The following is a 25,668-nucleotide window of genomic DNA, read 5'->3' on the forward strand; positions in this document are numbered from 1 at the left end:
GGTCTTGATGCCCACGAACGCCGAACTCTTCGCCCGCGCGCAGCACGTCATTCCCGGCGGGGTGAATTCGCCCGTGCGCGCCTTCGGGAGCGTGGGCGGCACTCCCCCGTACCTCGTGAGTGGCAACGGTGCGCTCCTCACGGACGCTGAGGGAAACGAATACGTGGACCTCGTGGGCTCGTGGGGGCCCATGATTCTCGGCCATGCCGAGGCGACCGTCGTGAACGCCGTCACTGGAGCCGCGGCGCACTCGCTGAGCTTCGGCGCTCCACACGAGGGCGAGATTCGCCTTGCCGAACTCGTGATTGACCGCGTCCCCGCGGTCGAAAAGCTTCGCATGGTGAACTCGGGAACCGAGGCAACCATGAGCGCACTGCGACTTGCGCGCGGTTTCACGGGGCGCGATCTCATTGTGAAGTTCGCGGGCTGCTACCACGGCCACGTCGATTCGCTGCTCGCGGAGGCAGGTTCGGGCGTTGCCACGTTCTCACTGCCGGGTTCTGCGGGGGTCACGGATCCGACGGCTGCCGAAACTCTCGTGCTTCCCTACGGCGACCGCGAGGCGGTGCGCGAAGCGTTCGCCGAACACGGAGAGAACATCGCCGCGGTGATCACCGAGGGAGCCCCGTGCAACATGGGCGTCATCGACCCGGGCGACTTCAATGCATTCCTCCTCGATGAGGCGCACGCGGCCGATGCGCTCCTCATTGTCGACGAGGTCCTGACCGGCTTTCGCGCGAGCGCGACGGGCGCCCACGGGATCGATGGCGTCGTGCCGGATCTCGTGACCTTCGGCAAGGTCATCGGCGGTGGCATGCCGGTAGGCGCCTTCGGCGGCCGGGCTGACATTATGGAACGCCTCTCCCCCCTCGGCCCCGTCTATCAAGCGGGCACTCTCTCGGGTAACCCCCTCGCAACCGCCGCGGGCATCGCGACGTTGAGCCAGCTCGATGACGCGCTTTACGCGCAGCTCAACGATTCGGCAACAACCCTCATTTCTGCATTCGACGACGCGCTGAGCACAGAAGGCGTGCCGCACTCGATCAACCGCTTCGGCACCCTCTTCTCCGTGTTCTTCACCGATCGCGACGTGCGCTGCTATGAGGACGCAAAGTCCCAGGACACCGATGTCTTCGCTCGGTTCTTCCACGCGATGCTCGCCCAGGGCATCTACATGCCGCCGAGCGCGTTTGAGGCGTATTTCGTCTCTAGGGCCCACACTCCCGATATCCTTGAACGCATCATCGCCGCATTGCCCGCCGCAGCAAAGGCAGCGGCCTCACCGAAGGGATGACCTCATGAGCGAGTCGCAGGACTGGAACGCCCAAGGCTACGGTGCCGACGCGTTCGCGGCTTTCCCGCCGAACCTCGACACCGACGCCGAAGGCGCGGCTTTCCTCGCCCGCCTCGGTCTGCTTGGCGCCCTCGCGGGCGTCCTCGCAGGGCTTGCCGCCTCGCAAATCACGTGGTGGCTTTCGCTCGGACTTTTCGTCGCATGGGTGATTGGCGCGCTCGTTGCGGGATGCATCGCGGGCATCGCCGCAAAGAAACACCGCGCGGGAGTGGGGTACCCAGCAGACGGCGAGGCGTGGCTGCGCACATTCGCGCGCACGTTCATGATCGTCGGCATCGTCCTTGGCGTAGCCACCGTCGGGGTTGCCGTGGCGCTCACGCTCGCGCTGCAACCGGAGACCGAGCCCGCAACGCGAAACTACACCCCAGCGATCCTGCTCGGCATCGTGTCAATCCTCGCGGTCGCGGGAATGCGCTGGATCGCAACCACGCGCCCAACCTGGCTGCTGTACGGCACGAAGAAGTAGCGCGCACCCCTCTTCGCCTTTCGTTTATTACGATTTCACTACGATTTGCTCCAGAAGGACCCCTTCATACCGGAAACGCGCAGCGGTGACCTAGCATAAAGACGTTTCCTATCCCCTAAGCGAGGTCCCGTGTACCCCCTCTCCTCTCTTACCGGCCGACGCATCTCGGCAGCCCTCCTCGCCGCCGGCGTCACCTTCACCCCGCTCGCCGTGCAGGCTTCTCCCTCCGATCCAGCCGACGAACCGACCCTCTCGACGACCGAGGCCCCCACGCCGACCCCCTCGGAACCGGCCTCCTCTGAAACCCCTGTTGAGGAAACCCCGGCCGATCAAACTCCCGGCACGGAGGCTCCCAGCGAAAACAACACCGACGCGCCGCTCGAGGCCCCTACATCCACGGACGATACCCCGGCCCCTGCGCCTCGCGAATCGGCACCCGCACCACGCGACTCCACAACCACCTCCGTGGAGGAATCCACCACCGATGCGCCCGCAGAGAAGCCCGCGCCGAGCATCCAAACGTTCAGCGCGACCCCCGAACGCACGCCACGCTTCGCCATCGTCGGCGCGATGCGCGGCTATTGGGACGAGACCGGAGGCGCGGATTCTTGGATTGGTAACCCCACGTCCAACGAGCAAAAACTCAACGGCGGTGGCTACGTCCAGCACTTCGAGAATGCCGACCTCTACTGGTCCCCGGGCAACGGTGGAGCACACGCCGTCAACCGCGGCGGCGCCTTCGAAACGTTCTGGAAGCGCAGCGGCCATACCCGCGGATGGCTCGGATACCCGTCGACCGATGAGATCCGAGTGCCCGGCGGCGTTACGCAAAAATTCACAGGGGGAACCCTGTACTTCGACTTCGCCACGAAGAATGTGTGGGTAACCAAGGGCGGCATCGGTGGCCACTACGACTCACTGGGTGGGGCGAACAGTTGGCTTGGCCTGCCCACGGGGAACGAAACCAAGACTCGAGGCGGCTATTATCAGCGCTTCCAAAACGGCCACGTGTACTACTCGGGGCGCCCAGGTGCGCATGCCATTTCCCGCAAGGGTGCAATTTTCGGCATTTGGGCCCGGCACGGTTACGAACGTGGTGAACTTGGCTTCCCCACGTCGGAGGAGTACTCGGTACGCGGCGGCCGCGCGCAGAACTTCCAAAACGGCACGATCTATTGGAACTCCCGCAACGGCATCACCGAGGTCACCAAGCATGCCATCCACGCAAACTACGTAAGCCTGGGTGGGCCGAAGAGCGCCTTTGGGTTGCCTCGCACCGGTGAAATCACCCTCAACAATGGAGTCGTTATCCAGTACTTCGAGAACGGGCAGATGTACTGGCATCCGCGCACGGGCGCCTACGGCGTCCATTCGGGCATGCTCAACCAGTACGCCAAGCGCGGCTTTGAGCGGGGCTTCCTCGGTCTTCCCATCTCGAACGAGTACACCTACAAGGGGCAGTTCCGCCAAAACTTCGAGAACGGAGTTCTGTACTGGACGCGTTCGAATGGGACAGGGGTCGTGGGCTGGGAGCCCGCGAATCCCTACTACTTCGGCCCCACGAATAATCCCACGACCTCTCGCGGCGGGCACAACCTCACCAAGGGCTGGAACGGCGTTCGCGTAGCCGCTGTCCAAAAACGCCTCGGGATCTACTCAAATGGCCACAGTGCAACGATGAACGCGAAAACGATCCGAGCCGTCAAGTCTTGGCAGCGCAAGCGAGGTCTGCCCGTAACCGGTGTCGTGGATAAGCGCACGTGGGATTCGCTAGGCACTGGCGTGAGCTGGTACGCGGATGGCTTCACTGTGAAACCCAAGGTAGGAATCACTGCAAGCCGTCAAGAGCGCATCGACACCATGGTGAATTTTGCGCGTTCGCAGGTAGGCTCGCCCTACACTTGGGGCGGTGCCGGCGGCTACAAACTAGGCTACGACTGCTCAGGCATCGCTATCCAGGCAATGAATGCCGCCGGTCTCGAGACGGGGGTAACGCCCGAACAACATGCCGGTGCAAACTGGCTCTCGACGCACTACTTCTACAACTCCAAGAAGTTCCGCAAGGTGCCAATCTCGCAGATTCAGCGCGGCGACTGGATCTTCTACCGAGACTCCGGCGGCACCATCCGTCACATGACGATGTATCTGGGCAATGGTCAGATGCTGCATTCCTGGGGTCCTGGCGTTCACATTCGCTCGTACACCCGGAACCTTCCCGGTCGCAACGCTGACCCGTACGTTCTGAGGCCCTTCTAGTGCAACAGGTGACTCGCCGGGTCGTGTGTGCAACGGCCGCCCTGCTCGTAAGCGCGTGCGCAGCGTGCTCGGGCGGCTCCGCACCCGAACCGGATTCGCGTTCCGAAAGCGCCACGGCAACACAAAGCGCTACGACTATCCCCGAAGAGGGGCGCGTGAGCGAATCCGAAGCGTCGCCGGGTGACGGATACGTGCCCTCAAAAGCTGACCCAGACGGAAAGTTTGACGAGTCACTCTTCACGCCCGAGGCCGCGAGCCTGCCCGGCTCTCGCACACAGGACACCCCTGAAATGTGGGAGACCTACGCGACAGCCGGGGCGCGCAGGTATGAGGAAGATTCCGCAGCCCGCGGTACCTTCCCGGAAGGGGTGCTCGACTTGCACAAAGATCCGACGGGTGATGGCTCGGCATATATGAAGGCCTTCGGCGAGGTCATTTCCGATGTCGAGACGAGCGCCGATCGCGCCGCGGCAAATCCACACGACGCCGAGGCGGCGATCGTTAACCGCTATGAGGGTTCGGTGCTGATCCGCGTCCTCCACGATGAATCCGGTGAGAGCTACGTGGTTGCCCAAAGCACCGATACGCAGCACGTCATCACCTACGCGGCCAAGATCTAATCCCCTCTACTCGCCCCGGATAGCACGTCGGTAAAGGCTCACAAAGTCCTCGCTCGCGGCTGCCCACGAATGCTTTTCGGCTTCGGCCCGTGCCGCCGCTGCGACGCGCAAGCGAAGCTCTTTCCCGCTCGTGCGTGCGAGGGCATCGAGAATCTGCTCAAGCTCATTTTCGTCGCCAAAGAGGAACCCCGTGTCGCCATCAACAATTTGCTCCATCGTCGGGCCTGAGCGTGCGGCGAGCGGCGGCAGGCCCGAGGCCATCGCCTCCAGTAGCACGAGGCCAAGCGTCTCGGTCACGGAGGGGAATATGAACAGGTCGTGCTCGCGGTAGGTCTGCGCGAGCTTCTCGCCGCGGAGAACTCCTGCGAAACGCGTGCGGGTCCCGCGAAAGTCGCGTTCGAGGTTGGCGCGCTGTGGCCCATCGCCCACGAGCGTGAGCTCTAGATCATCGCGGCGGTGCATGAGGGGCACGAGTCGGGTGAGGTCTTTTTCGGCCGCAAGCCGCCCGACGAAAAGCAGCCGCAACCTGGAATCTTGGTTGTCGCAAGGCAAAGCGGCCGTCGGGCTATCACCGGGGTGGAAGAGGCGCGTGTCCACTGCCCTGCGCACGACGTGCACGTGCTCGAGCCCGAGTGCACGAGCCTCGCTGCGCATGGCCTCGCTCGTGACGGCATTGATCTGGGCATCGCGGTGCATGCGGCGGGTTGCGCGCGCGATGAGTGGTGCGCTCCACGCCCATGCGCGGTAGCGCGAAAGATAGGCGGGAAGATTCGTGTGGTAGCTCGCGACGAGAGGAATGCGGTGTCGGCGGGCGGCGCGAACGGCCGCGCGTCCCAGCAGGATCGGCTGAGCGGCGTGAATGACGTCGGGGCGAAACTCCCGCACCACTCGCTCGGTCATGCGGTGCACCGAGGGTGTGGGGAGCGACCAGGGCCGACTCGGGTAAAAGGGCACGCGCACGGTTGAGGCGCCGTGAATGGGGGCGCCAGGGCTCCGGCGTGAGTTCTTGGGGTCCGACGCTGCCTCGTATTCGTCGATGCCGAGCCCCGGCGCGATGATCTCCACCTCGTGCCCCTCGCTAAGGAGATGATCGACGAGGTGGCTCAGGCGCGTGACGACCCCGTCGACGCTCGGCACGAACGTCTCGGTCACGAGGAGCACGCGCATCCGGCCGCGGGCGGCGGAGTCTGCTAGCGCCACGTCACGCTCGGGAGGATCAGCTCGTTCCTCACACGCCCCGCATGTGTGCGGGCCACCTCGAGAATCTCGGCGAGCACACCCTCCGTAAGAAGGTGCGGCTCAAGGCCGAGGTCAATGAGGCGAGTGTTGACCGCGTTGTAGTAGTGGTTGTACTTCTCGACGCGCGGGTTCTCGACGTGATTGATCTGAGCATCGATCCCGAGCGTCGAGGCTGCTGCGACGACTTTGACGGCGAGTTCCTCGACGCTAAAGGACTCGGTGAACTGGTTGAACACGCGGAACTCTCCAGGCTGCGCGGGGTTCGTGCACGCGAGTTCGATGCACCGCACGGTGTCCTCGATATTGAGGTACGCACGTGTTTGGGAGCCTTCCCCGTACACCGTGAGGGGGTGGCCGACGGCGGCCTGAATGAGGAAGCGATTGAGCGCCGTGCCGTACACCGCGTCATAGTCAAAGCGATTTACGAGGCGGGGGTCCATGCGGGTCTCATTCGTGTGGAGCCCGTAGACGATGCCCTGGTTGAGGTCGGTTGCGGCGATATTCCAGATCTTGCACGCGAACATGATGTTGTCGCTGTCGTGCACCTTGGAGAGGTGGTAGAAGCTGCCCGGCTGTTTCGGGAACGGCAGTCGGTCAGTGCGGCCGCGATGCTCGATCTCGATGAAACCTTCCTCGATGTCAATGTTGGGCTGGCCGTATTCGCCCATCGTCCCGAGCTTCACGAGGTGGCATTCGGAGGCGTAGTCGCGGATCGCCCAGAGCACGTTGAGCGTCCCCTCGACGTTCGTACGCTGCGTGTAAATGGCATGCTCGCGGTCGATCATCGAGTACGGGGCGCTTCGTTGTTCGGCGAAGTGCACGAAGGCCTCGGGTTGCACCTCGGTCACGATTGCGCTCAGAAAGTCGTAGTCGCTAAGATCGCCGATCCGAACGTCGATACGTGCGCCCGAGACTTCCTCCCATGCGGCAACGCGCTGCTCGAGAGGGAGAATCGGGGTCACTGAGTTCGAGCCGAGTTCGTCATCGATGTCGCGACGCACAAGGGAGTCAATAATCGTGACCTCGTGCCCCTGCTTCGAGAGGTACAGCGCCGTAGGCCAGCCGCAAAAACCGTCACCGCCCGCGACAATAATGCGGAGCCCTCGGTCCCTAGCCTCGTTGATGGCCTGCTGCATTGCTCGTCCTCTCGCCTCGTGTCGTCACTCCACAATAGTGACCTAATGAACACTATTGCTGTTCAGGAACGAGCTCGCGCCGCGCGAACGAGGGTGTCGTTGAGAGCGGGCCACACGCCGGCGTGCTCCTCGCCAAACGGCTTCGACGACAAAAATGCCGCGCTGAGCCCACCCGGGATCGCTTCCGGGTCAACCCAGAGGAACGACCCCGACTGCCCGAAGTGCCCGAACGTGCGGGCCGAGTTGAGCGCGCCCGTCCAGTGCGGCTCCTTCTTCCCCTTGATCTCCACACCCAGACCCCAGTCATTCGGGCTTTGACGGCCGTAACCGGGAAGCACACCGGAAAGGCCCGGGAAATGGGGGCGATGCGCTGATTCAGCGAGCTCGGAAGAAATGAGCGTGGGAGTCAAGAACTCCCGGCCAAGTACAAGAAGATCCTCGATGCTTGCGCGGTAATCCTTGGCGGGCGAGCCGGCTACCTCGACGGTCTCCATCCCGAGCGGCTCCGTCACGCTCTCGCGCACCCACCGGTCAAAGTCCGTTTCGACGGCGCGCGCGACGACGCGCCCGAGCTGCTCGATGCCCGCATTCGTGTACATGCGGCGCTTTCCCGGCGCGGCAAGGAACTCCCCGCCCTCGAACGCGTAACCGGCGGCGTGGGCGAGCAGGTGTTCGACAGTGCAGCCCTGCGGAGTCTCTTCACCTGCAGCGTCATCAAGGGCAAGGGCTCCGCGATCGATTGCGACGAGCGCGGCGTACGTCGCGATCAGCTTCGAGACACTCGCGAGCGGGAACACTCGGTCAAGATCCCCGTACGCGGTGATTAAGCGACCGTCGGAACTGATGAGGCCAACGGCCGAATCAAAACTCAAGGACGAAAGAAGCGGCTCAAGAGACTCCGGATCAACGTGGGCGGGATTCGCGTGCACATCACTCATGCACCAATCCTCCACCACATCATTACATCTGAACGAATCGTGCGTGCATGACACGCGATAGACTCGCGGCGTACGACGTTTACCCAAGGAGACCCACGTTGAGTTTTCTCGACCGAATCGAGCGCAGCCTCGACCGCGGAGTGTCGAACGTGTTCTCGCGCGGCGGCAGCATCAAGCCACTCGACCTCGCCCAAGGGCTCAAGCGCGAATGCGACGATCAGATTCAGGTCCTCGACCGTGCCCGCACGCTCGCACCCAACACGTACTCCGTGTACCTCAACTCGGTGGATTACGAACGGTTCGCCTCGTGGGAGGACACCCTCGTTGATGAACTCCAGCGGATCCTCGTCGATCACGCCGATCAGCAGAAATACCTGTTTGTGGGGAACGTAACCGTCGCGCTCAAGCGCGACGATGACGTCAAGGCCGGGCGCTTCGAAACCGAATCGAGCACCGAGCGCTCCTCGCTCGCACCGGCGACGACGGGCGGCGAAAACTTCCAGCCGATCCTCGAAATCGACGGCCAGCAGTACCTCCTCACGGGCCGCGTCACCGTGATCGGCCGCGGCGGCGATAGCGACATCATCCTCGACGACACGGGCGTGAGCCGCCACCACCTTGAACTCCGCGTTGACGGCACATCGATGACCGCAACGGACCTCGGCTCCACGAACGGCACCTTCGTGAACGGCGAGCGCATTACGACCCCCACCGGGCTCCCCGACGGCGCGACGATCCGCATCGGGCGCACGCGTCTCACCGTCATTTTGCCTACGGGCGCGCCCTCCGAGTGGTGAGGTCCGCGTGAGCGAGCTAACCCTCATCGTCCTGCGCTTCGGTTTCGTCGTTGCGCTGTGGCTTTTCGTGATCGTTGCGCTCCTCGTCCTGCGCAATGACCTCTTCGGAACCACGGTCATCACGCGCGGCGGAAGCGGGCGAAAAGCAGGCGCCGAGAGACGCACGGTGAGCGACCCTTCCGCTCTCCAGCAGGGTCAAAAAACCACCGATCCGAACGCCGTTCAAACCCAGCTGGTCGTCACCGCAGGCCCCCTTCGCGGCACCACGATCCGCCTCGCGGCCTCGCCGATCCTCATCGGCCGCGCCCCGGAATGCACCCTCGTGCTTTCCGACGAATACGCCTCTAACCGCCACGCGCGCGTATTCCCTCACGACGGCGAGTGGTACGTCGAGGACCTGGGCTCAACTAACGGCACGACCCTCGCTGGCAAGCCCCTCGAAGGAGCCTCCGCTCCCTTCAAGCCAGGCGCCGCCATCACGATCGGCAACACTCAGATTGAATTGAGGCGAGGCCCCCGATGACCATCGCGTTGCGCTACGCAGCGAAAACAGACGTCGGGCTCGTACGCTCGAACAACCAGGACTCCGGTTACGCCGGCTCCCACCTCCTCGTCGTCGCCGACGGGATGGGAGGCCACGCCGGTGGCGACGTCGCCAGCTCAGTCGCCGTGGGCACGCTTTCGGAGCTCGAAACCGACGCACCTGGAACCGACATCGTCGCCGCACTCGAGGGCGCCGTCCTTGACGCAAACGATGCCATCCTGCGGCGCGCTCGCGAAGAACCCCTTCTCGCGGGCCTCGGCACGACCGTCACCGCGCTCTTGCGCGCGGGCAATAAGTTCGCGCTCGTCCACATCGGTGACTCGCGCGCCTACCTTGTGCGCGAAGGCACGTGCACCCAGGTCACGAAAGACCACACGTTCGTGCAACGCCTCATCGACGAAGGGCGCCTCACCCCGGAAGAAGCCGAACGCCACCCGCAGCGCTCCATGATCATGCGCGTGCTCGGTGATGTCGACGCCGATCCCGAACTCGACCTGAGCCTCAAACCAGCCGTCCCAGGCGACCGCTGGATGCTGTGCTCCGATGGCCTCTCGGGACTCGTCTCGTTCGAAACCATCAGCGACGTCCTCTCAAGCATCGACGACCCCGATGAATGCGCCGAACACCTCGTCGAACTCGCCCTCAAAGCGGGTGGCCCCGACAACATCACGTGCGTCATCGCCGACGTCATTGACATCGACGACCTTCATAAGGGCGATCCCGGCCCCTCGAGTGGGAACATCGTCGTTGGTGCCGCCGCGCGCGACCGCCATCGCCCCACCGCCGCGACGGGACCCGCCGCACGCGCCGCCGCGCTCACGCGCGAAGAGGCGCCGTACGAAGACGAAGACTACGAAGAGGAGCCCCCGAGGCGCTCGAACTGGCCGGTGGCGGCACTCTTCACCCTCATCGCCGCATTTCTCGTCGGTGGTGCCTGGTTCGCCTACAACTGGACGCAAGATCAGTACTACGTCGGCACCAACGGCTCACAGGTCGTCATCTACAAGGGCATCGCGCAGGACCTCGGCCCCCTCTCGCTCTCCCACGAAGAGGCCGTCACCGATGTGGTCCTCAGCGACCTTCAGCCCGTGACTCAAACCCAGGTCACAAACACCATCAGCGCAAAGAACAGAGACGACGCCGACCGCATCGTCGCGCAGCTCGCGGCGGAGGGGCGCCTCTCGAAAGACCCGCAGGCCGGCGCAAGCGATAGTGGCGGCGGGGCCGAAACCGGCCAGGCTCCCTCGGACGGCGGGCGCTAATGGCGACGGTCATCAGCTACCAGGCACGAACACGGCGCATCTTGCACCTTGTTCTGATTCTGGCTGCCTTCGCGATCGGTCTCGGCGCGAACGTCCTCGTCGACCTCGGGCGCAATGAACAGATCGCCACATCAACCTGGTGGCAGATTGGCGGGCTCGGTGTCGGGGCGCTCATCGTGTACATCGTTGCGGCAGCGCGCATCTCGTATGCCGATCCGCTGCTCCTGCCCACCGCTCTCCTGATCAACCTCATCGGCCTCGCCACGATCAAGAGCGTGGATCTCGTCTACGAGAAATACACGTCCTGGGGGCATGGCTTCGCCTCGCGCCAGGTCATGTGGACGGCGCTCGGCCTCGCGTGCGTCGCCGTCGTGCTCATGCTCATGAGGGATCACCGCCAGCTCCGTCGCTACACCTGGATCACAGGTGCCGTCGGACTCCTGTTCCTACTCCTGCCGCTTGCCCCCGGCATTGGCGCCGCCAACTATGGCGCACGGATTTGGATCCGGATCGCGGGCTATTCATTCCAGCCCGCCGAAGTCGCGAAGATCCTCTTCGCGATGTTCTTCGCCGGCTTCCTCGTCTCGAGGCGCGACACACTGGCCCTAGCGGGACCGCGCGTCCTTGGCATTACCCTGCCCCGCTGGTCGGATCTCGGCCCGCTCCTGTTCGCGTGGGCCGGCGCGACCGCCGTTCTCGTCTTCCAAAATGACCTTGGCACGTCCCTGTTGTTCTTCGGGCTCTTCGTCGTGATGCTGTACACCGCAACGGACCGCCTGAGCTGGTTCATCATCGGCGCCCTCATGTTCGCACCCCCGGGAATCTACTACGTGCTCAAGCTCGGTCACGTGCAGCGCCGCTTCGAGTGCTGGCTCGACCCCATGGGCAGCGGAAACTTCAGCAACTGCGGGCAGATTAACAACGGCATCTTCGGCATCGCGAATGGCGGCCTGTTCGGCGTCGGCCTCGGCGAAGGCCGCCAGGACACCGTTCCGTTCGCGCAGTCTGACTTCATTTTCGCGTCGGTCGCCGAAGAGGTGGGGCTCGTGGGCGTGTTCGCGCTTCTCACGCTCTACGCGATTATCGTGCAGCGCGGGCTGCGCGCAGCGGTCGGCATTTCCGACGGTTACGGGAAACTCATCGCGGCCGGGCTCTCGTTCACTCTGGGCCTTCAAACGTTCATCGTCGTGGGTGGCGTGACGCGCGTGATTCCCCTGACCGGCCTCACGCTTCCCTTCATGGCCGCGGGCGGCTCAAGCCTCGTGGCCAACTGGATCATCGTGGGGCTCCTCATGAAACTGAGCGACGCCGCACGAAGGCCCGCGGCACGCAGCCTTGGCGAAACCGAAAAGCACGTCGCGGCCGATCAACGCGCGCCGCACGCGATGAGTGCGGAGGTCACAGCATGAACAAACCGCTTCGCCACGTCTCGCTCGTGCTCACCGTATTGCTCCTCTTCCTCTTCGGCTCCACCACCTATTTCCAGGTCATCAAAGCGGAGGAACTCAACGCGAACGGCCGCAACGCGCGCACGATCTACAACGAGTTTGGGCGGCCGCGCGGGCCGATCGTCGTCGACGGTGTTGCCGTTGCCTCCAGCACGAAAGTCAACAACCGCTACGGGCTCAAGCGTGAATACGCTGAGCCGGGCCTGTACGCACCCGTCACGGGCTACTACAGCGTCGTGTACGGCTTCGGCGGCATGGAAAAAGCCATGAACGAAGAGCTTTCGGGCAAGGCCGATTCTCTCTTCTACGACCGCCTCATGACCGTGCTTTCGGGCCACGACCCCCAGGGCGCGCAAGTCGAACTCACGATCAATGCGAAGGCGCAAAAGGCCGCCTACGAGGCTCTCGGCGACCATCGCGGCGCGGCCGTTGCAATCGACCCCGATACAGGCGCGATTCTCGCGATGGTCTCGACCCCGAGCTACGATCCGAACGCCCTGGCTTCACACGATTCGAAGTCTGTCCGCAAGGCGTGGTCCAAACTCAATGACGACCCAAATAAGCCTCTGAATAACAGGGCGATTGCGGGTAACCTCTACCCGCCGGGCTCGACGTTTAAGCTCTTCGTCGCCGCGGCAGCGCTCGAATCCGGCAGCTACACTCCCGAATCGGAAATTCCCGGGCCCGGAAGCTATCAGCTCCCGAACTCGTCCACGTCGATGTCGAACCACCCGAACGGCGATACTTCCCCGTGCGGCCCGAACGACGTGTCGAGCTTGCAGTCGGCGCTCCAGCAAAGCTGCAATACCTCGTTCGCGATGCTCGGCGTCCAGCTCGGCGAAGACGCTCTGAAGAACAAGGCCGCGGAATACGGATTCGGCACGAAAATGCAGATCCCGCTTTCGGTGACACCATCGTCGATGGCCTCCGATATGGACGATGCACAACTCGCCCTGAGCTCGATCGGGCAATACGAGGACAAGGTGACCCCCCTGCAGATGGCAATGATGGCGGGCTCGTTCGCCAACGACGGCATCGTCATGGAACCCCAGCTCGTCAAGTCTGTTCGCACGGGCGACCTCAAAGAGGTCAAGGCACTCGCTCCGCGCGAGAAGAGCCAGCCGCTGTCCGCCGCTCACGCCGCGCAGATGCGGCAAATGATGGAAGCAACGGTGACGGATGGAACGGCAAAGCGCGCTCAGATCGACGGCGCCGAGGTCGGCGGGAAAACCGGAACGGCGCAGTGGGCGAAAGGGAAAAAGCCGCACTCGTGGTTCGTTGGCTATGCCATGAAGGGCGATAAGAAGGTGGCGGTGGCCGTTGTCGTCGAGGAGGGGGGCTACGGAAGCGCCGTTGCCACCCCCATCGCGCGAGACCTCATGAAGGCAGTGATCGAGGAATAGCATGAAAACACGTAAAGGACTCGTTCTCGAAGGACGCTACGAACTCACTCGCCTCATTGCCACGGGTGGCATGGGCCAGGTCTGGGAAGGCAAGGACCAGGAGCTCGACCGCCCCGTTGCCGTCAAGGTTCTGCGCGAAGAGTTCGCGGGCGAAGAGGGCTACCTCAAGCGTTTCCGCGCCGAGGCGCGCCATACCGCCGCGCTCGCGCACGACGCGATCGCCGGCCTCTATGACTACGGAGAGCTTGACGGGCGCGCCTATATCGTCATGGAGCTCGTGAAGGGCCGCCCTCTCTCCGACATCATCGAAGAAAACCCAGACGGCCTCGACGAAGATCGCGTGATCGCCGTGCTCAAGGAACTCGCGAAAGCGCTGGATGCCGCGCACGTCAAAGGCGTCGTCCACCGCGACGTCAAGCCGGAGAACGTTCTCGTGGACGACACGAACGACTGGGCGCTCAAGATCACCGACTTCGGGATTGCCCGCTCCAACGACCAGGCGAAGCTCACGAAGACCGGTCTGGTCATGGGCACCGCCCAATACCTGTCTCCCGAGCAGGCCATGGGCAAGCAAGCTACGAGTCTTTCCGACATTTACGCGCTCGGCATCGTCGCCTACGAAATGCTGACCGGTTCACGCCCATTCACGGGCACGAGCCAAGTCGAGATTGCGATGGCCCAGGTTAAGGAGGCGCCACCGGAGCTTCCCGAGCGCATCAACCCGGACCTGCGCCGTCTCGTCATGATGATGCTCGCGAAAGCGCCCGCCAATCGCCCTAGGTCGGCAGCGGTTGTCGCCCGCATTCTCGATTCGATCGAACGAGGCGAGGAGCCCCGGTTCGGGACGAGCAGCGTGCGCGCCTCTGGCGGGCGTTCCGATGCCTCCGCCTCCGCCTCCAAGCGCGACAGCGGCCATTCGAGCCGCAAAATCACCTCGAAAGCCAACTCGCGCACGGCGAACCCGATTTCGCCCACTGGAACCCGAACGGCGGCGATGCCGCTCGCGGGCGTCGGCTCAAAGCCGGTCACCATCAGGTCCTCGTCCACGGCAGCGTCGGCACCGAGCGCGCGTTCGGCGGCGAGCGCTAACTCTGCGAGTAGCGCAAGTCGTGATCACAGGGCAGCAGCGCGGCGCGGAACATCCACGGGACAGAGTGTCGGTAGGGTCAGCTTGCCACTTCTGATCGTGATCGCCGTCGTTGCGATCGCCATTATTGTGGCGATTCTCGTGGCAACCGGAACGGTATCCCTTGGTGCGAGTACACACTCATTAGAATGGACGGGCGCTGATGTGAGCGCACTCTTGAGGAAGGCTACGGTGGCATCGTGAGCGAAGACCGCATGTTACTCAGTAACCGCTACGAGATTGGGCGTCTCCTTGGGCGTGGCGGCATGGCTGAGGTGTATCTTGCGCGCGACACGCGCTTGCATCGCACGGTCGCCCTCAAAGTGTTGCGCTCGGACCTCGCGCGCGATCCCCACTTCCAGGAACGCTTCCGCCGTGAGGCACAGTCGGCCGCGGGTCTCAACCACCCCACGATCGTGGGCGTCTACGACACTGGCGAGGACCACCGCACTGAGCCCACGGGCGAAGAGGTGACGATCCCCTACATCGTCATGGAGTACGTCGAGGGCGACACGCTTCGATCGTTCATCTCGGCGGAAAACCCCATGAGCGAGCAACGCGCGTGCGCGATTATGGGGGGTGTGCTGGGCGCCCTCCAGTACTCACATAACGCGGGAATCGTTCACCGGGACATCAAGCCCGGCAACATCATGATCACGAAGAACAACGAGGTCAAGGTCATGGACTTCGGTATCGCACGCGCGGTATCCGAAGCGACCGCGGCCATGACCCAGACGCAAGCCGTCATGGGCACTGCACAGTACCTCTCGCCGGAGCAGGCGCGTGGCCAGCAGGTGGATGCGCGCAGCGATGTGTACTCCGCGGCAGTTGTTCTCTACGAGCTCCTCACGGGTCGCCCGCCCTTCACGGGCGACTCGCCGGTGTCGATCGCGTACCAGCATGTGCGCGAAACTCCGGTGGTCCCCTCGACCTACAACCCGAACATCAGCAAATTCATGGATGCCGTCGTGCTCCACGGCCTCGCGAAGGACCGCGAGGTGCGGTATCAAAGCGCCTCTGATTTCGCGAAGGATATTAGCGACGCTGCGGCGGGCCGCGAGCCGCGGATTCTTGGCACCCTTGCCGCAGGCGCTGCGGGCCCCGCTAGTGCCGAAGCGGCAACCCAGGTGCTGAGCCCCACGGAGTTTGAGAACACGACGGCGTTCCAGGACCAGGAAACCCAGGTCATTCCCACGCATACGGCTCCGATGGCCCCGTCCGCTCCTGCAGGCGCGGCGGAAGCGTCGCCCACGCCGCAGGGGCCGAGAAGCGCGCTCGATGAGATTGCGCCGGAAGAGGAAAAGAAACGCCACGTGGGCGCGTGGGTCGCCGGATTGATCCTCCTGCTGCTTATTGTGGCGGGCGCCGCGTGGTGGTTCATCGCGCAGCAGAATCGCGAGCCCGAACAGGTGAGCGTACCGTCGGTCGTGGGCATGGCGGAAGACGATGCGAAGCGCACCCTTACCGAAGCAGGGCTCACCCCGAAGTTCACTGAAAAGGCGAGCACAGAGGTTGACGAAGGGCTCGTCATCTCAACCGATCCTGAAGCAAAGGCCCAGGTCGTCAAGGGCTCTACCGTCAACGTTGTAGTCTCGAGCGGCCCGGACTCCGCCAGCGTGCCTAAGCTCGAAGGGCTCACGAAGGATGAGGCACAGAAGGCTCTCGAGGACGCCGGCTTCACGATGACCGTTGCCGGCACCGAAGATTCAACCGAGTTCGATAAGGATGTTGTGATCCGTTCCGAGCCGGGCGACGGCGCGAGCGCCCCGCAAGGCAGCGCCGTTAAAGTCTGGATTTCGAGCGGTCAGCTCACCGTCCCGAGCGTGGTTGGGTTCACTCAGGCCGACGCCGAACAGGCTCTCAAGGATGCCGGGTTCGAGGTCACCGTGGCGAGCCGCGAGGCAAAGGATGGGGAAACCGTCGGCACCGTTCTCGAACAGACGCCCGCCGACGGCACCGCAATGAAGGGCTCGACCGTGCGCCTCGTCGTCGCGGCTGAAGCCGGCCCCGTGACCATTCCGAATGTCGTGGGTCAAACTCTCGAGGAAGCGCGCACACGCTTGAGCGTCCCTGAGCTTAATCTCGGCACGCAGGTGCAGGAGGAGTTCTCCCCGACTGTTGAAAAGGGCCGGGTGATCCGCACGAATCCGGAGGTCAACTCCGAGGTAAAGTCCGGGTCGAGCGTCACGATCATCGTGTCGAAGGGCCCTGAGCCCACGCCTACCCCCACGCCGACCGCGACGACAACCCCCGCCGCGCCTTCGGTCACTCCGGTCGACGGTGAAGGAAACGGCAATGGCAACGGCAACGGAAATGGCAATGGAAATGGAGCCGGCAACGGGCGAGGCCGCGGCAATGGCGGCAACTGACCCCACCGGCACCTCGTGCCGCATCCTCGTGGTCGATAACTACGATTCGTTCGTGTACACGATCATCGGGTATCTCGAGCAGATGGGTGCCGAGTGCATAGTTGTCCGCAACGACGCAGTATCTGAAACCTCGTCCGGCGTCCCCGATCTTTCGGGATTTGACGGCGTTCTCATCTCCCCAGGTCCTGGCAACCCCCTCACCGCCGGGCGAAGCCTCGACGTGATCGGTGAATGTGCCCGCACGTCGACTCCTATGTTTGGGGTATGCCTCGGGCTTCAGTGTCTCGGCCATTACTTCGGGGCGACCGTGACGCATGCGCCGCAGCTCATGCACGGCAAGACAAGCCTCATCCACCACGAAGGCCAAGGGCCGTTTGCGTCGCTGCCCTCACCGTTTCAGGCGACCCGCTACCACTCGCTCGCTGTCGTGCCCGACACGGTCGACGAGGCAGTTCTCGAGATCACGGCTCGCGCCGACGACGGCAGCATCCAGGGGCTTTCACACAGGAGCCTCCCGCTCCACAGTGTCCAGTTCCACCCGGAGAGCGTGCTTACTAACGGCGGGCACACGATCCTCGCGCACTTCCTCGAACTCGCAGAAGGTCGAGACGGAACGGGGGCTGGCGAGCGAGCCCGCACTCTCGCGCCGCTGCTCACCTCTGCGGCCCCTCACTGAGGGGGAGGAAAGGGAGGTAGACCCCGTAAAGCAGGGACTGCCTATGCCGTTGTCGACGCCGCGGCTACAGGGCGCCGAGCGCTGAAATCGTACCCTGGTTGACCTGGTTAAACGGCATGTACGGTGCGATCACGGGGAACACCCACCCGAAGAGCAGCACGACAATCGCCGCGAACACGATCAAAAGCACCAAGACCTTGACCCACCACGGGCCAGGAATAATCCGGTAGAGCCAGCCGTACATTACTTCTTAACCTCCGCGAGCTCTTTCGGGATTCCCTTGCTGCGATCAACCCAGTGGTCATACTTCGCGTACGTGATGTACCGCTCCGCAACCGAATACATGGGGTGGCACGCCGTCATGGTGAGCATCCGTTCCGTTGGCTCCTCCCCCGGCTTATTCGGAACCGGGGCGATCACCTGCACATCGTTCGGCTTCACAATTTCCGATCCCGTTACGTAGTACACGTAATAGGCCTTCGGCCCCTCAACGATGACCGGGTCACCGGGCTGAAGGCGCGCGATGTCGTGAAGTGGACGCCCATATGTAGAACGGTGGCCCGCAAAAGCGAAGTTCCCCACTTCACCCGGGAGGGCCGTGCCGGGGTAGTGCCCGTTGCCGATCACATTAAGGACCTTCTCCATGCTCACGCCCTCGGCCATGGGAGACGTGACCTTATCGAACTTCGGCACGTGGAGTTCCCCCCACACCTCGTTTTCTTTGACATTCTCGATCTTCGGCGGTTCGCCCTTTTCAGGTGGCGCGACCGTCTTCGGCGCAGGCCCGCCCCACTTCGACTGGAGCTCCTGGATGATCACGGCATGCTCGCGGTCAGCGATGACATCCGTCCACCACAGCTGCCACACAACAAAAAGAAGGAGGAAAGCTCCGACGGTAATCAACAGTTCACCGAGCACACCGATGATGCTCGAGGCCACGCTCCGTTTACGCTCGGGCGCTCGCCTATGGCGGGAAGAAGGCACAATGTCTCCGATTCGGCAGGGGGTTAATCGGCAGGCGTCGGAATAACACCAACCTATTCCTCCGCGCACTGTACCCTAATATATGCCGTTGCCGGCACCGCACCCACCCCTCGGGGCGGCCCGGCGCATCCGTGACTGTTGTGAAAGGTGCCCCATGGCCAAGAAAGTTCGGCGTTCCTCGACTATCCCCACCCAGCAGAACCAGCCTGCACGGGATCGAGTGACTCGCGCCGAGGCCGAAACCCGCCGCTCACGCCGCGCTCAAGAAAGCGCCGCGGAAGCCTACAAGCCAAGCCCCGCCTGGCTCGTGCCCACCGCCGTCACTCTCCTCATCCTCGGAATCCTGTACATGGTCGTGTACTACATTTCGAGCGCGCAGTACCCGCTCCCCATTGGCGACTGGAACCTCGCCGTTGGCATCGGCATCCTTCTCGCGGGCGGCGGGCTCCTGACCTTCTGGAGGTAGCATGAGCAGCATCCCAACCACCCCCCTCCATCCGTGGCGGCGATTCGTCGCCATCGGTGACTCATTCACGGAAGGCATCGGCGATCCCGATCCGAACGTGCCCGGAGGGGTTCGCGGTTGGGCAGATCGCGTCGCCGAAGAGCTCGGGCGCACATGCCCCGATTTCGCCTACGCAAACCTCGCGATCCGCGGCCGGCTCTACAAACAAATCATTGACGAGCAGCTCGAGCCCGCGATTGATCTCAAGCCGGATCTCGTGAGCTTCTTTGCGGGAGGCAACGACGTGATCCGGCGCGGCGATCCCGACGAGATCGCTTCCGAAATCGACGTCGCCGTCGCGCGCCTCGCTGAGACAGGCACCGACATCATCCTGTGGACCGGGCCCGACGTCGGCAACACCCCCGTTCTCAACCTCATCCGTGGGCGCTCCGCGATCTACAACGAAAACATGCGCACGATCGCCAAACGATACAACGCGTTCGTCGTAGATATGTGGGCTGCGCGCCAGCTCGTTCACGAAAGCATGTGGGCCGAGGACCGCCTGCATTTTTCACCTCTTGGGCACCACACGATTGCGCGCGAAGTCCTCGCCGTTCTCGACGTCCCGAATAACCTCCGCGAATTTACGCCCCACGACCCGCCGCAGCGCACGTGGCGCCAGGCAGCAGAAAAGGACCTCGTGTGGGCGCGCGATCACCTCGGCCCCTGGGTAATGCGGCGCATCCGCGGCGAAAGCTCGGGAGATGCCGTGCATCCCAAACGCCCCGAAGCCTCCCCCGTCTTCGGCGAGGGCATGCCGCCTGGCTCAGCTTCACGGGAAGGCGAAGAATAAGACCATGGTTGTGCGATAGGGTACAGCCGCGCCCGTCCCTTTACACGCAAGGTCTCCCCATGACGACGACTCAGTCGAACCCCCTGAGAAAGTTCGCTGCGCTCTTAGTGATTCCTTTTCTCCTCCTCATCGCCGGCTGCGGGGACCTCAAAGCAACCATGACAGTGGAAAGCGCCGACAAAGTTGTCCTCGAAGGCGTTGCTCGGGGGTACAGTTCGATGCTTGAAAAATACGGCATGAAACCCGCGGGTGTTTGTACCTCGAAAGATACGACGGGTGCTGGTGGACCAGCCTTCGAAGGCACACTCAAGACCAAGCTGACCGAAACAGGCGACATCTTCGAGTGCGAATTCACCACTACGATAGAGGATCCCGAACAGCTCAAGCAGATCCTCACTTACGACAAGGACTCGAACACCTACACACTGAAGGGGATCATGCCTGCCCCTGAAATCGCCGAGCGGCTCTCTCTCGGCGCCTTCATGACTAGCGTCACCATCGTCATGCCAGGCAAGGTTACTGAATCGAACGTCGGCAGGATCAGCGGCAACAAGGTTCAAATCAGCAGTATCGAGAGTTTTCTCTCGGACTACGAGATCAAGTCCGAGGGCCCCGGGTTCCCGTGGCTCATTGTCGTCATCACTATCGCGGTGGCACTTGCGCTCCTCTTCTTTGCGGCTCTCGCCATCACGGCTCTCATTGTCATCGCTCGCAAAAGGAAAAAGAGCCCTGCCGCAAACGCCCAAACGTTTCAAAACGGCTCATCTACGCAACAAAGTAGGCCAGGCCAGCAGCCCGAGATACGCGAGCCAAACTCCCGAAGTCCCGAAGGCGCCGATTCTCGACATTACAAAGGCCAGGCCAGTATCGATAGCGACCCCCAAAGCCCCGGTTCCGCAGGCCGCTGAAGTACCCACAGATTTGTCCACCACATTCCGGATTCCACGAAAGTAGAGGTTCCCTGTGACAGCACCAAAGGCCAACCCTTTGAAGAAGATCGCAGCGTTGATGCTCATCCCGTTCATGCTCGTCGTTGCGGGCTGCGGCAAACTCGACGCGACGGTCACCGTCGAGAGCCCCGAAAAGATCACCCTCGAGGGTGTCGTCTCAATAAAGAAGTCCTCACTCGAGGAAGTGGGCATGACCCCCTCGCAGTTCTGCGGCGATGAAGCTCTTGAGGAATTTACTGGTGAGACCAAGCCGGATCTCAAGCTAGAGGAGAAAGACGACGAGGTCGTGTGCACCTTCTCTGGCCAGAAGGACGAAAAGAACCCAATGGGCGATGCCTTGAAGTACGACGAGGAATCGGACACCTACACCTACCACGAAGACTCAAAGGGTTCGTTTGGCGACCAGGCAGCTGCCGCTGGCTTCAAGGTCGATTTCACCTTCGTTTTCCCCGGCAAGGTCACCGACTCTAGCGTCGGCAAGATCGACGGCAACAAGGTCCACATCACCGACACGAAAGAATACTTCTCAGAGATCAATATCAAGGCCGAGGGCAGCAGCTTCCCCTGGCTCATCGTCATCATCGTGGTCGTTGTTGTTCTTCTCCTTGTCCTTGCGGCGGTCGTCATCGGCGCCCTCGTGTTCATGAAGCGCAAGAAGAAGTCCGGTGCCGGACAGGCAGACTTCTCGCAGCAGGGCTTCAACCAGAGCCCGGCGCAAGGTTCCTTCCAGCAGCAGGGTCAGCAGGGCTACGCGCAGGGCCAGCAGAGCTTCGGCCAGCAGCCCTCGCAGGGTTCCGCGAACGACTTCCAGCAGCCGAGCTTCGACCAGCAGCCCTCGCAGGGCTCCTCGAACGCGCCCCAGCCGCCGAGCTACCAGGCTCCCCAGCAGGGCAGCTACGAAGCACCGCAGCAGGGACAGCAGCCTCCTCACCAGGGATTCCAGGAGAACCCGTTCGGCGACCCTGGCAATCAGGGCCCCCAGGACAATCCCGGCCAGACCTTCGGTAAGCAGTAACCCCTCCGCGCCCTGAGCGCATCGCAGCCGAGGGCTCGTGACTAGACTCACGGGCCCTCGGCTCGCACTTCGGGCGGTACCGGAGTAAAGTAATACAAGTCAGTTCGAGAGAACAGACAAAAAGCGCCCGTAGCTTAACGGATAGAGCATCTGACTACGGATCAGAAGGTTGGGGGTTCGAATCCCTCCGGGCGCGCCAGCAGAAAGGCCCTCCATTTCGGTGGAGGGCCTTTTTGCGCTCTCCATCGTCGATACGTGAATCTGTGCCCAACGTTTGTGGCGGAATGCGACCGGATACCGCCACAAACGTTGGGTTTAGTTTCCTAGACCAGGAAAAGGGCCGAGAAGCCCGGGCGGAAGAGGTGAGCCGGGCCGGAGGGGTGGCCAGCGGGCAAGGCGATATGTGCATGGCGGGTCCGCGGTGCCGGACCGGGATCCGACGCTTGCCCTCCCCCATCGCCCCACAAAGAAACGCCGCACCCCACCCCGTATGGGCGAAGGCGCGGCGTTTTCGTGCAGCTTCAATGGCCGCGAGGCAAGCGTCAGGAAACGATCTTGCCGGGGTTAAGGTTCTTGCCCGGGTCCTGAGTCTCGTAGAGATCACGCATCATCTTGACGCCGATCGGGCCGACCTCTTCTTCGATCCAGGGCTGGTGCTCGGTACCCACGGCGTGGTGGTGCGAGAGCGTACCAGCGTGCTTCTGGAATTCACCCTGCACGGCGTGCTTGATCGCCGTGTACTGCTCAAGCATGACCTCGTTGTTCTCGTACGGCACCGCGAAGGTGAAGTACAGGCATGCACCCTGGTGGTAGCTGTGGCTCATGTGGCAGAAGAAGAAGCCGGGAATCCCTAGCTCATCGAGCTTCGCGTAGAAGGCGTCGTACACCTTCGAGTGCATCTCGTTAATCCGTGCCCACGTCGTGCCCGTATCGGAGACGTCGCCGAACACGTTGAGCCCGAGAAGGAAGTCGCGAAGGTAGGGGGTATCGAACTTCTTCTGATCGTAGATCGCCCCGGGGCCCGCACCGAGGGTGATACCGCCGGCCTTCTTGACGATCTTCTTCACTGCGGCCTGCTCGCGGCTGATCTGGGATTTCGACCCCTCGAAGCACACGTAGCTCATGCACATCTCGTTCTCGGTGTCCCAGCCCTTCTTGCGCAGATACGCGAAAAGGGTGTCCTGGACCTTGCGGGTGATCTCGCCCTTTTTATCCTTGGGCTCTTTGAGCATCGACAGGCTGAAGGCGGTCTCCGGGCCATCGCTCAGGCGCGTGAACACGGGGTGGACTTCGCTACGGGCAATGGCGTGCATGCCGCGGATGCCGGATTCCCAATCGGGGAACATGTACGCGATGACGACGCGGTTTTCTGCCATGCGGTGCACGCGCACGGTGCATTCCGTGATGATACCGAGACGACCTTCGGAACCGAGGATCATTTCGTGGATGCTCGAACCGGAGTCGCGTCCGGGGATCGGCTTGGTCTCGACAATGCCGTCGGGGCGCACGACCCTAAGACCCCGCACGATGTCCTCAATGTCGCCGTAGCGATCCGACTGCATGCCGGTCGAGCGAGTCGCAGCCCAGCCACCGAGCGTCGAATAGGTGAACGAGTCGGGGAAGTGCCCCATCGTCCAACCGAGCTCGTTGAGCTGCTCTTCGAGATCGGGGCCGTACACGCCGGCCTCAACGCGGGCGAGGCCGGAGGTATCGTCGATCGAAATGACCTCGCGCATACGGCCGAGGTTGATCGTGATGATGGGGCGTTTTTCATCAACGTTCGGGGTGACGGATCCGGAGATCGAGGAACCGCCGCCGTACGGGATCGCCACGAGGTCGTGGTCGACGATGTAGGCGAGGATCTGCTGGACCTCATCGTCGCTCTTCGGGTAGATCACGGCGTCGACGATGCGAGCAAAGTCCCCGGTGCGCGCGCGGAACAGGTCGATTACGGAGCGGCCGAAAGAGTGAACGACGCGGTACTCGTCGTCATCGAGAAAGTTGTCTTCGCCAACGATGCCGGCGAGAGCGGCGCGGTCTTCGGCGCCAAGGCGGCTCGCGGGAACGTCGTAGTCGCTCAGCTGCGGCTCCGGTGCCGGCGTGAGCTTCTCGAGGTCCATGCCGATCTTCGACTTTGCGAAGCCGGGGAAAGCGGGCTTGTTGTCCCAGCGGAAGGTGATGTCGTCAAGACCCCACCCCCACCACTTGTGTCGTTTGACCTCGCGTGCCGAAATGGGGCTGTTCATGACGCTTGCTCCTCGGGTGGTTGGGTTCCCATGATGGCTTCGTAATTGTGGGTTTTTAGGGTTCGGACGGCCGCCTGAATCCTCGCGTTGAAGCTGAGTGCGCTCTCGCCTTCCTCAGCTCGAAGGGGCGCACCAAAGACGACCCCGACCGGGGGCCTTCCCGGCTTTGGCCAGCTGCGACCTTTGGGCATCGCTTCATGCGCACCGATCAGTGCAGCTGGAATGACGGGCACGTTTTCGCTGATGGCGAGTGACGCGGCGCCGGGTTTGAACTCGGCCATCTTCCCCGTCTTCGACCGTGTCCCCTCGGGAAAAACAAGCACGGGGATGCCCGCGGTGAGCAGTGTTCGCGTGATGCCCGAGTGCTTGCGGGAGCCGTCGCGGTCGATGGGGAAGGCATTGAAGAGCGCTCGCACGAAGATGCGGCGATACCAAATGTCAAAGAAGTACTCTCGCGCGACGCCCGTGGAGAGGTATTTTCCCTGGGTAAAGGGGAGGCCCTGCGCCAGCATGGGCGCATCGAGGTGGCTCGAGTGGTTTGCGACGAGCAGGTAGGCACCGCGTACCTTTTTCACTGCGGGATCGACGACGATCTTCTGCGTCACGGCGCTCTTCACGACGCCCTTGAATCCGACTCGCACGAGCAGCGCGCGAAGATACGCGCGCCAGGTCGAGCGGTAAAGGGAGGGGTCGTGATACCTGCTCACTTGCTTCCCTTCGTGGCGGATTGAGAAAGCGGCTTCTCGCTGTTGCGCCGTTTCGTGAACCACGCCGCGATTGAATGCATGATGTTCCGGGGAGCGATCCGGGCGAGGAAAGCGAGCACTTTAAAACGCTTTGAGGGGACCGAGATGAGCTTTCCGCGCGCCACATCCTGCAGGCACTCCCTCACGAGACGCTCTGGCGAGAGCCACAGGAAATCGGGGATCGAGGAGCCGGAGATACCCGCACGCTGGTGGAATTCGGTACGGACCCAGCCCGGCTGGAGCGAGGTCACTTGCACACCGCTGCCCGCGAGACGAACCGCGAGCGCTTCGGTGTAGGTATTGCCCCACGCCTTGATCGCGGAGTAGTTGTTTTGCGGGAGATACCCGGAAACGGAGTTCACGTTGATGATCCACCCTTTACCGCGGCGAGCCATGGCGCGGCCGGCTGCGTTAGAGAGGTGAAGGACGGCCCTGATCATCACCTCGATACCCGAGTCGTGACGCGAGAGATCCTCGCCGAGGATGTCACTACGCACGCTGAAGCCCGCGTTGTTCACGAGGATGTCGACCGCCGGGTACTCGCTGCTTTCTTGGGCCAGACGCGCTTCGACGCGATCGCGATCTGCGACAACTTCGAGATCGCACACCATTTCTTCAACATCGATGTCGTAGCGGCTGCGGAGGTCTTGTGCGAAACGCGAAAGACGATCGGCGTTGCGGGCGACCAACACGAGGTCGACACGCCGCTTGGCGAATTCGCGCGCGAAAGCGGCCCCGATACCAGAGGTGCCGCCGGTGATGAGGGCCCTATGCATGGCCTCTACGATACACTAG

24 protein-coding genes and 1 tRNA gene are annotated in these 25,668 nt (G+C 62.9%); 17 read left to right on the top strand and 8 right to left on the bottom strand.

The features are described 5' to 3' along the window. Positions 1-7 precede the first annotated feature (7 nt). The 4 genes from hemL to HMPREF1484_RS01935 all read left to right on the top strand — a co-directional run bounded on the left by hemL (position 8) and on the right by HMPREF1484_RS01935 (position 4,696). Positions 8-1,294 carry a glutamate-1-semialdehyde 2,1-aminomutase gene (gene hemL / locus HMPREF1484_RS01920; RefSeq protein WP_016663332.1) on the top strand — a complete coding sequence of 429 codons (1,287 nt, stop codon included), beginning with the start codon at positions 8-10 and terminating at the stop codon, positions 1,292-1,294. Between the two features lie 4 nt (positions 1,295-1,298). Then, the gene (locus tag HMPREF1484_RS01925) at positions 1,299-1,820 is read left to right on the top strand and encodes a hypothetical protein (protein WP_016663333.1); all 522 of its coding nucleotides are present in this window, start codon (positions 1,299-1,301) and stop codon (positions 1,818-1,820) included. Positions 1,821-1,949: 129 nt separating this feature from the next. Further along, positions 1,950-4,076, top strand: a complete 2,127-nt coding sequence (locus tag HMPREF1484_RS10775) for an NlpC/P60 family protein (RefSeq protein ID WP_016663334.1) — start codon at positions 1,950-1,952, stop codon at positions 4,074-4,076. Next, a complete protein-coding gene (locus tag HMPREF1484_RS01935; RefSeq protein WP_016663335.1) occupies positions 4,076-4,696 on the top strand; it encodes a hypothetical protein in 621 nt (206 codons plus the stop codon). The genes HMPREF1484_RS10775 and HMPREF1484_RS01935 overlap by 1 nt, the downstream gene beginning before the upstream one ends. A 6-nt stretch (positions 4,697-4,702) precedes the next feature. Here the strand turns inward: HMPREF1484_RS01935 and HMPREF1484_RS01940 are convergent, their stop codons facing one another. The 3 genes from HMPREF1484_RS01940 to HMPREF1484_RS01950 form a co-directional block, all read right to left on the bottom strand. Beyond that, positions 4,703-5,896, bottom strand: a complete 1,194-nt coding sequence (locus HMPREF1484_RS01940; RefSeq protein ID WP_016663336.1) for a glycosyltransferase — start codon at positions 5,894-5,896, stop codon at positions 4,703-4,705. Next, positions 5,887-7,071, bottom strand: coding sequence for an NAD-dependent epimerase/dehydratase family protein (locus HMPREF1484_RS01945; RefSeq protein ID WP_016663337.1), 1,185 nt, complete (start codon positions 7,069-7,071; stop codon positions 5,887-5,889). The genes HMPREF1484_RS01940 and HMPREF1484_RS01945 overlap by 10 nt, the downstream gene beginning before the upstream one ends. Positions 7,072-7,133: 62 nt before the next feature. Beyond that, positions 7,134-8,009, bottom strand: a complete 876-nt coding sequence (locus HMPREF1484_RS01950; protein WP_016663338.1) for a serine hydrolase — start codon at positions 8,007-8,009, stop codon at positions 7,134-7,136. A 47-nt stretch (positions 8,010-8,056) separates the two neighbouring features. Here HMPREF1484_RS01950 and HMPREF1484_RS01955 point away from each other — a divergent pair, with 47 nt between their 5' ends. Genes HMPREF1484_RS01955 through HMPREF1484_RS01990 form a run of 8 tightly spaced genes read left to right on the top strand, consistent with a single transcriptional unit; the run spans position 8,057 to position 17,634 of the window. Further along, on the top strand, positions 8,057-8,806 hold the full coding sequence (locus HMPREF1484_RS01955; protein WP_051120598.1) for a DUF3662 and FHA domain-containing protein: 750 nt from the start codon (positions 8,057-8,059) through the stop codon (positions 8,804-8,806). Positions 8,807-8,813: 7 nt separating this feature from the next. Beyond that, complete coding sequence (locus HMPREF1484_RS01960; protein WP_016663340.1) at positions 8,814-9,329, top strand: FHA domain-containing protein; 516 nt, start codon at positions 8,814-8,816, stop codon at positions 9,327-9,329. Continuing rightward, a complete protein-coding gene (locus HMPREF1484_RS01965; RefSeq protein WP_016663341.1) occupies positions 9,326-10,612 on the top strand; it encodes a PP2C family serine/threonine-protein phosphatase in 1,287 nt (428 codons plus the stop codon). Before HMPREF1484_RS01960 ends, HMPREF1484_RS01965 begins: the two co-directional genes overlap by 4 nt. Continuing rightward, positions 10,612-12,021: an FtsW/RodA/SpoVE family cell cycle protein gene (locus HMPREF1484_RS01970; protein WP_016663342.1), complete on the top strand. Its 1,410-nt coding sequence runs from the start codon at positions 10,612-10,614 to the stop codon at positions 12,019-12,021. Before HMPREF1484_RS01965 ends, HMPREF1484_RS01970 begins: the two co-directional genes overlap by 1 nt. Then, the gene (locus tag HMPREF1484_RS01975) at positions 12,018-13,463 is read left to right on the top strand and encodes a penicillin-binding protein 2 (protein WP_016663343.1); all 1,446 of its coding nucleotides are present in this window, start codon (positions 12,018-12,020) and stop codon (positions 13,461-13,463) included. Before HMPREF1484_RS01970 ends, HMPREF1484_RS01975 begins: the two co-directional genes overlap by 4 nt. A 1-nt stretch (position 13,464) precedes the next feature. Then, entirely contained in the window at positions 13,465-14,793 is a 1,329-nt protein-coding gene (locus HMPREF1484_RS01980) for a serine/threonine-protein kinase (RefSeq protein ID WP_016663344.1), read from the top strand. After that, the gene (gene pknB / locus HMPREF1484_RS01985; RefSeq protein WP_141740563.1) at positions 14,790-16,958 is read left to right on the top strand and encodes a Stk1 family PASTA domain-containing Ser/Thr kinase; all 2,169 of its coding nucleotides are present in this window, start codon (positions 14,790-14,792) and stop codon (positions 16,956-16,958) included. The genes HMPREF1484_RS01980 and pknB overlap by 4 nt, the downstream gene beginning before the upstream one ends. Continuing rightward, positions 16,945-17,634 carry an aminodeoxychorismate/anthranilate synthase component II gene (locus HMPREF1484_RS01990; RefSeq protein ID WP_040386722.1) on the top strand — a complete coding sequence of 230 codons (690 nt, stop codon included), beginning with the start codon at positions 16,945-16,947 and terminating at the stop codon, positions 17,632-17,634. Before pknB ends, HMPREF1484_RS01990 begins: the two co-directional genes overlap by 14 nt. A 64-nt stretch (positions 17,635-17,698) precedes the next feature. Here HMPREF1484_RS01990 and HMPREF1484_RS01995 read toward each other — a convergent pair whose 3' ends face one another. Continuing rightward, positions 17,699-17,878, bottom strand: coding sequence for a hypothetical protein (locus HMPREF1484_RS01995; protein WP_016663347.1), 180 nt, complete (start codon positions 17,876-17,878; stop codon positions 17,699-17,701). Then, entirely contained in the window at positions 17,878-18,573 is a 696-nt protein-coding gene (locus tag HMPREF1484_RS02000) for a class E sortase (RefSeq protein WP_016663348.1), read from the bottom strand. Before HMPREF1484_RS02000 ends, HMPREF1484_RS01995 begins: the two co-directional genes overlap by 1 nt. A 199-nt stretch (positions 18,574-18,772) precedes the next feature. On the opposite strand from HMPREF1484_RS02000, the gene HMPREF1484_RS02005 reads away from it, so the two are divergent. The 5 genes from HMPREF1484_RS02005 (at position 18,773) to HMPREF1484_RS02025 (ending at position 22,080) form a co-directional block, all read left to right on the top strand. Then, positions 18,773-19,084 carry a cell division protein CrgA gene (locus HMPREF1484_RS02005; protein WP_016663349.1) on the top strand — a complete coding sequence of 104 codons (312 nt, stop codon included), beginning with the start codon at positions 18,773-18,775 and terminating at the stop codon, positions 19,082-19,084. Between the two features lies 1 nt (position 19,085). Continuing rightward, positions 19,086-19,916: an SGNH/GDSL hydrolase family protein gene (locus HMPREF1484_RS02010; RefSeq protein ID WP_016663350.1), complete on the top strand. Its 831-nt coding sequence runs from the start codon at positions 19,086-19,088 to the stop codon at positions 19,914-19,916. A 59-nt stretch (positions 19,917-19,975) separates the two neighbouring features. Continuing rightward, positions 19,976-20,824, top strand: coding sequence for a hypothetical protein (locus HMPREF1484_RS02015; RefSeq protein ID WP_016663351.1), 849 nt, complete (start codon positions 19,976-19,978; stop codon positions 20,822-20,824). Positions 20,825-20,879: 55 nt separating this feature from the next. Next, on the top strand, positions 20,880-21,881 hold the full coding sequence (locus HMPREF1484_RS02020) for a hypothetical protein (protein ID WP_016663352.1): 1,002 nt from the start codon (positions 20,880-20,882) through the stop codon (positions 21,879-21,881). Between the two features lie 123 nt (positions 21,882-22,004). Next, a tRNA-Arg gene (locus HMPREF1484_RS02025) sits at positions 22,005-22,080 on the top strand. Positions 22,081-22,423: 343 nt separating this feature from the next. Here HMPREF1484_RS02025 and HMPREF1484_RS02030 read toward each other — a convergent pair. Genes HMPREF1484_RS02030 through HMPREF1484_RS02040 form a run of 3 tightly spaced genes read right to left on the bottom strand, consistent with a single transcriptional unit; the run spans position 22,424 to position 25,649 of the window. Then, a complete protein-coding gene (locus tag HMPREF1484_RS02030) occupies positions 22,424-24,127 on the bottom strand; it encodes an FAD-binding oxidoreductase (protein ID WP_016663353.1) in 1,704 nt (567 codons plus the stop codon). Continuing rightward, positions 24,124-24,834 (bottom strand): lysophospholipid acyltransferase family protein, encoded by a 711-nt coding sequence (locus tag HMPREF1484_RS02035; RefSeq protein WP_016663354.1) that lies wholly within the window; start codon positions 24,832-24,834, stop codon positions 24,124-24,126. Before HMPREF1484_RS02035 ends, HMPREF1484_RS02030 begins: the two co-directional genes overlap by 4 nt. Next, positions 24,831-25,649 carry an SDR family oxidoreductase gene (locus tag HMPREF1484_RS02040; protein WP_016663355.1) on the bottom strand — a complete coding sequence of 273 codons (819 nt, stop codon included), beginning with the start codon at positions 25,647-25,649 and terminating at the stop codon, positions 24,831-24,833. Before HMPREF1484_RS02040 ends, HMPREF1484_RS02035 begins: the two co-directional genes overlap by 4 nt. Between the last annotated feature and the right edge of the window lie 19 nt (positions 25,650-25,668).

Source organism: Dermabacter sp. HFH0086, from assembly GCF_000413375.1.
Taxonomy (GTDB): Bacteria; Actinomycetota; Actinomycetes; order Actinomycetales; family Dermabacteraceae; genus Dermabacter; species Dermabacter hominis.

What these genes read in the sequence shown, in the direction of transcription:
- HMPREF1484_RS01995 (WP_016663347.1), bottom strand. Translation starts at nt 17,878, where the DNA reads ATGTACGGCTGGCTCTACCGGATTATTCCTGGCCCGTGGTGGGTCAAG.
- HMPREF1484_RS02010 (WP_016663350.1), top strand. Translation starts at nt 19,086, where the DNA reads ATGAGCAGCATCCCAACCACCCCCCTCCATCCGTGGCGGCGATTCGTC.
- HMPREF1484_RS01945 (WP_016663337.1), bottom strand. Translation starts at nt 7,071, where the DNA reads ATGCAGCAGGCCATCAACGAGGCTAGGGACCGAGGGCTCCGCATTATT.
- HMPREF1484_RS01970 (WP_016663342.1), top strand. Translation starts at nt 10,612, where the DNA reads ATGGCGACGGTCATCAGCTACCAGGCACGAACACGGCGCATCTTGCAC.
- HMPREF1484_RS01980 (WP_016663344.1), top strand. Translation starts at nt 13,465, where the DNA reads ATGAAAACACGTAAAGGACTCGTTCTCGAAGGACGCTACGAACTCACT.
- HMPREF1484_RS01990 (WP_040386722.1), top strand. Translation starts at nt 16,945, where the DNA reads ATGGCGGCAACTGACCCCACCGGCACCTCGTGCCGCATCCTCGTGGTC.
- HMPREF1484_RS01965 (WP_016663341.1), top strand. Translation starts at nt 9,326, where the DNA reads ATGACCATCGCGTTGCGCTACGCAGCGAAAACAGACGTCGGGCTCGTA.
- hemL (WP_016663332.1), top strand. Translation starts at nt 8, where the DNA reads ATGCCCACGAACGCCGAACTCTTCGCCCGCGCGCAGCACGTCATTCCC.
- HMPREF1484_RS02015 (WP_016663351.1), top strand. Translation starts at nt 19,976, where the DNA reads ATGACGACGACTCAGTCGAACCCCCTGAGAAAGTTCGCTGCGCTCTTA.
- HMPREF1484_RS01950 (WP_016663338.1), bottom strand. Translation starts at nt 8,009, where the DNA reads ATGAGTGATGTGCACGCGAATCCCGCCCACGTTGATCCGGAGTCTCTT.
- HMPREF1484_RS02005 (WP_016663349.1), top strand. Translation starts at nt 18,773, where the DNA reads ATGGCCAAGAAAGTTCGGCGTTCCTCGACTATCCCCACCCAGCAGAAC.
- HMPREF1484_RS02040 (WP_016663355.1), bottom strand. Translation starts at nt 25,649, where the DNA reads ATGCATAGGGCCCTCATCACCGGCGGCACCTCTGGTATCGGGGCCGCT.
- HMPREF1484_RS01975 (WP_016663343.1), top strand. Translation starts at nt 12,018, where the DNA reads ATGAACAAACCGCTTCGCCACGTCTCGCTCGTGCTCACCGTATTGCTC.
- HMPREF1484_RS01955 (WP_051120598.1), top strand. Translation starts at nt 8,057, where the DNA reads ATGACACGCGATAGACTCGCGGCGTACGACGTTTACCCAAGGAGACCC.
- HMPREF1484_RS01925 (WP_016663333.1), top strand. Translation starts at nt 1,299, where the DNA reads ATGAGCGAGTCGCAGGACTGGAACGCCCAAGGCTACGGTGCCGACGCG.
- HMPREF1484_RS02030 (WP_016663353.1), bottom strand. Translation starts at nt 24,127, where the DNA reads ATGAACAGCCCCATTTCGGCACGCGAGGTCAAACGACACAAGTGGTGG.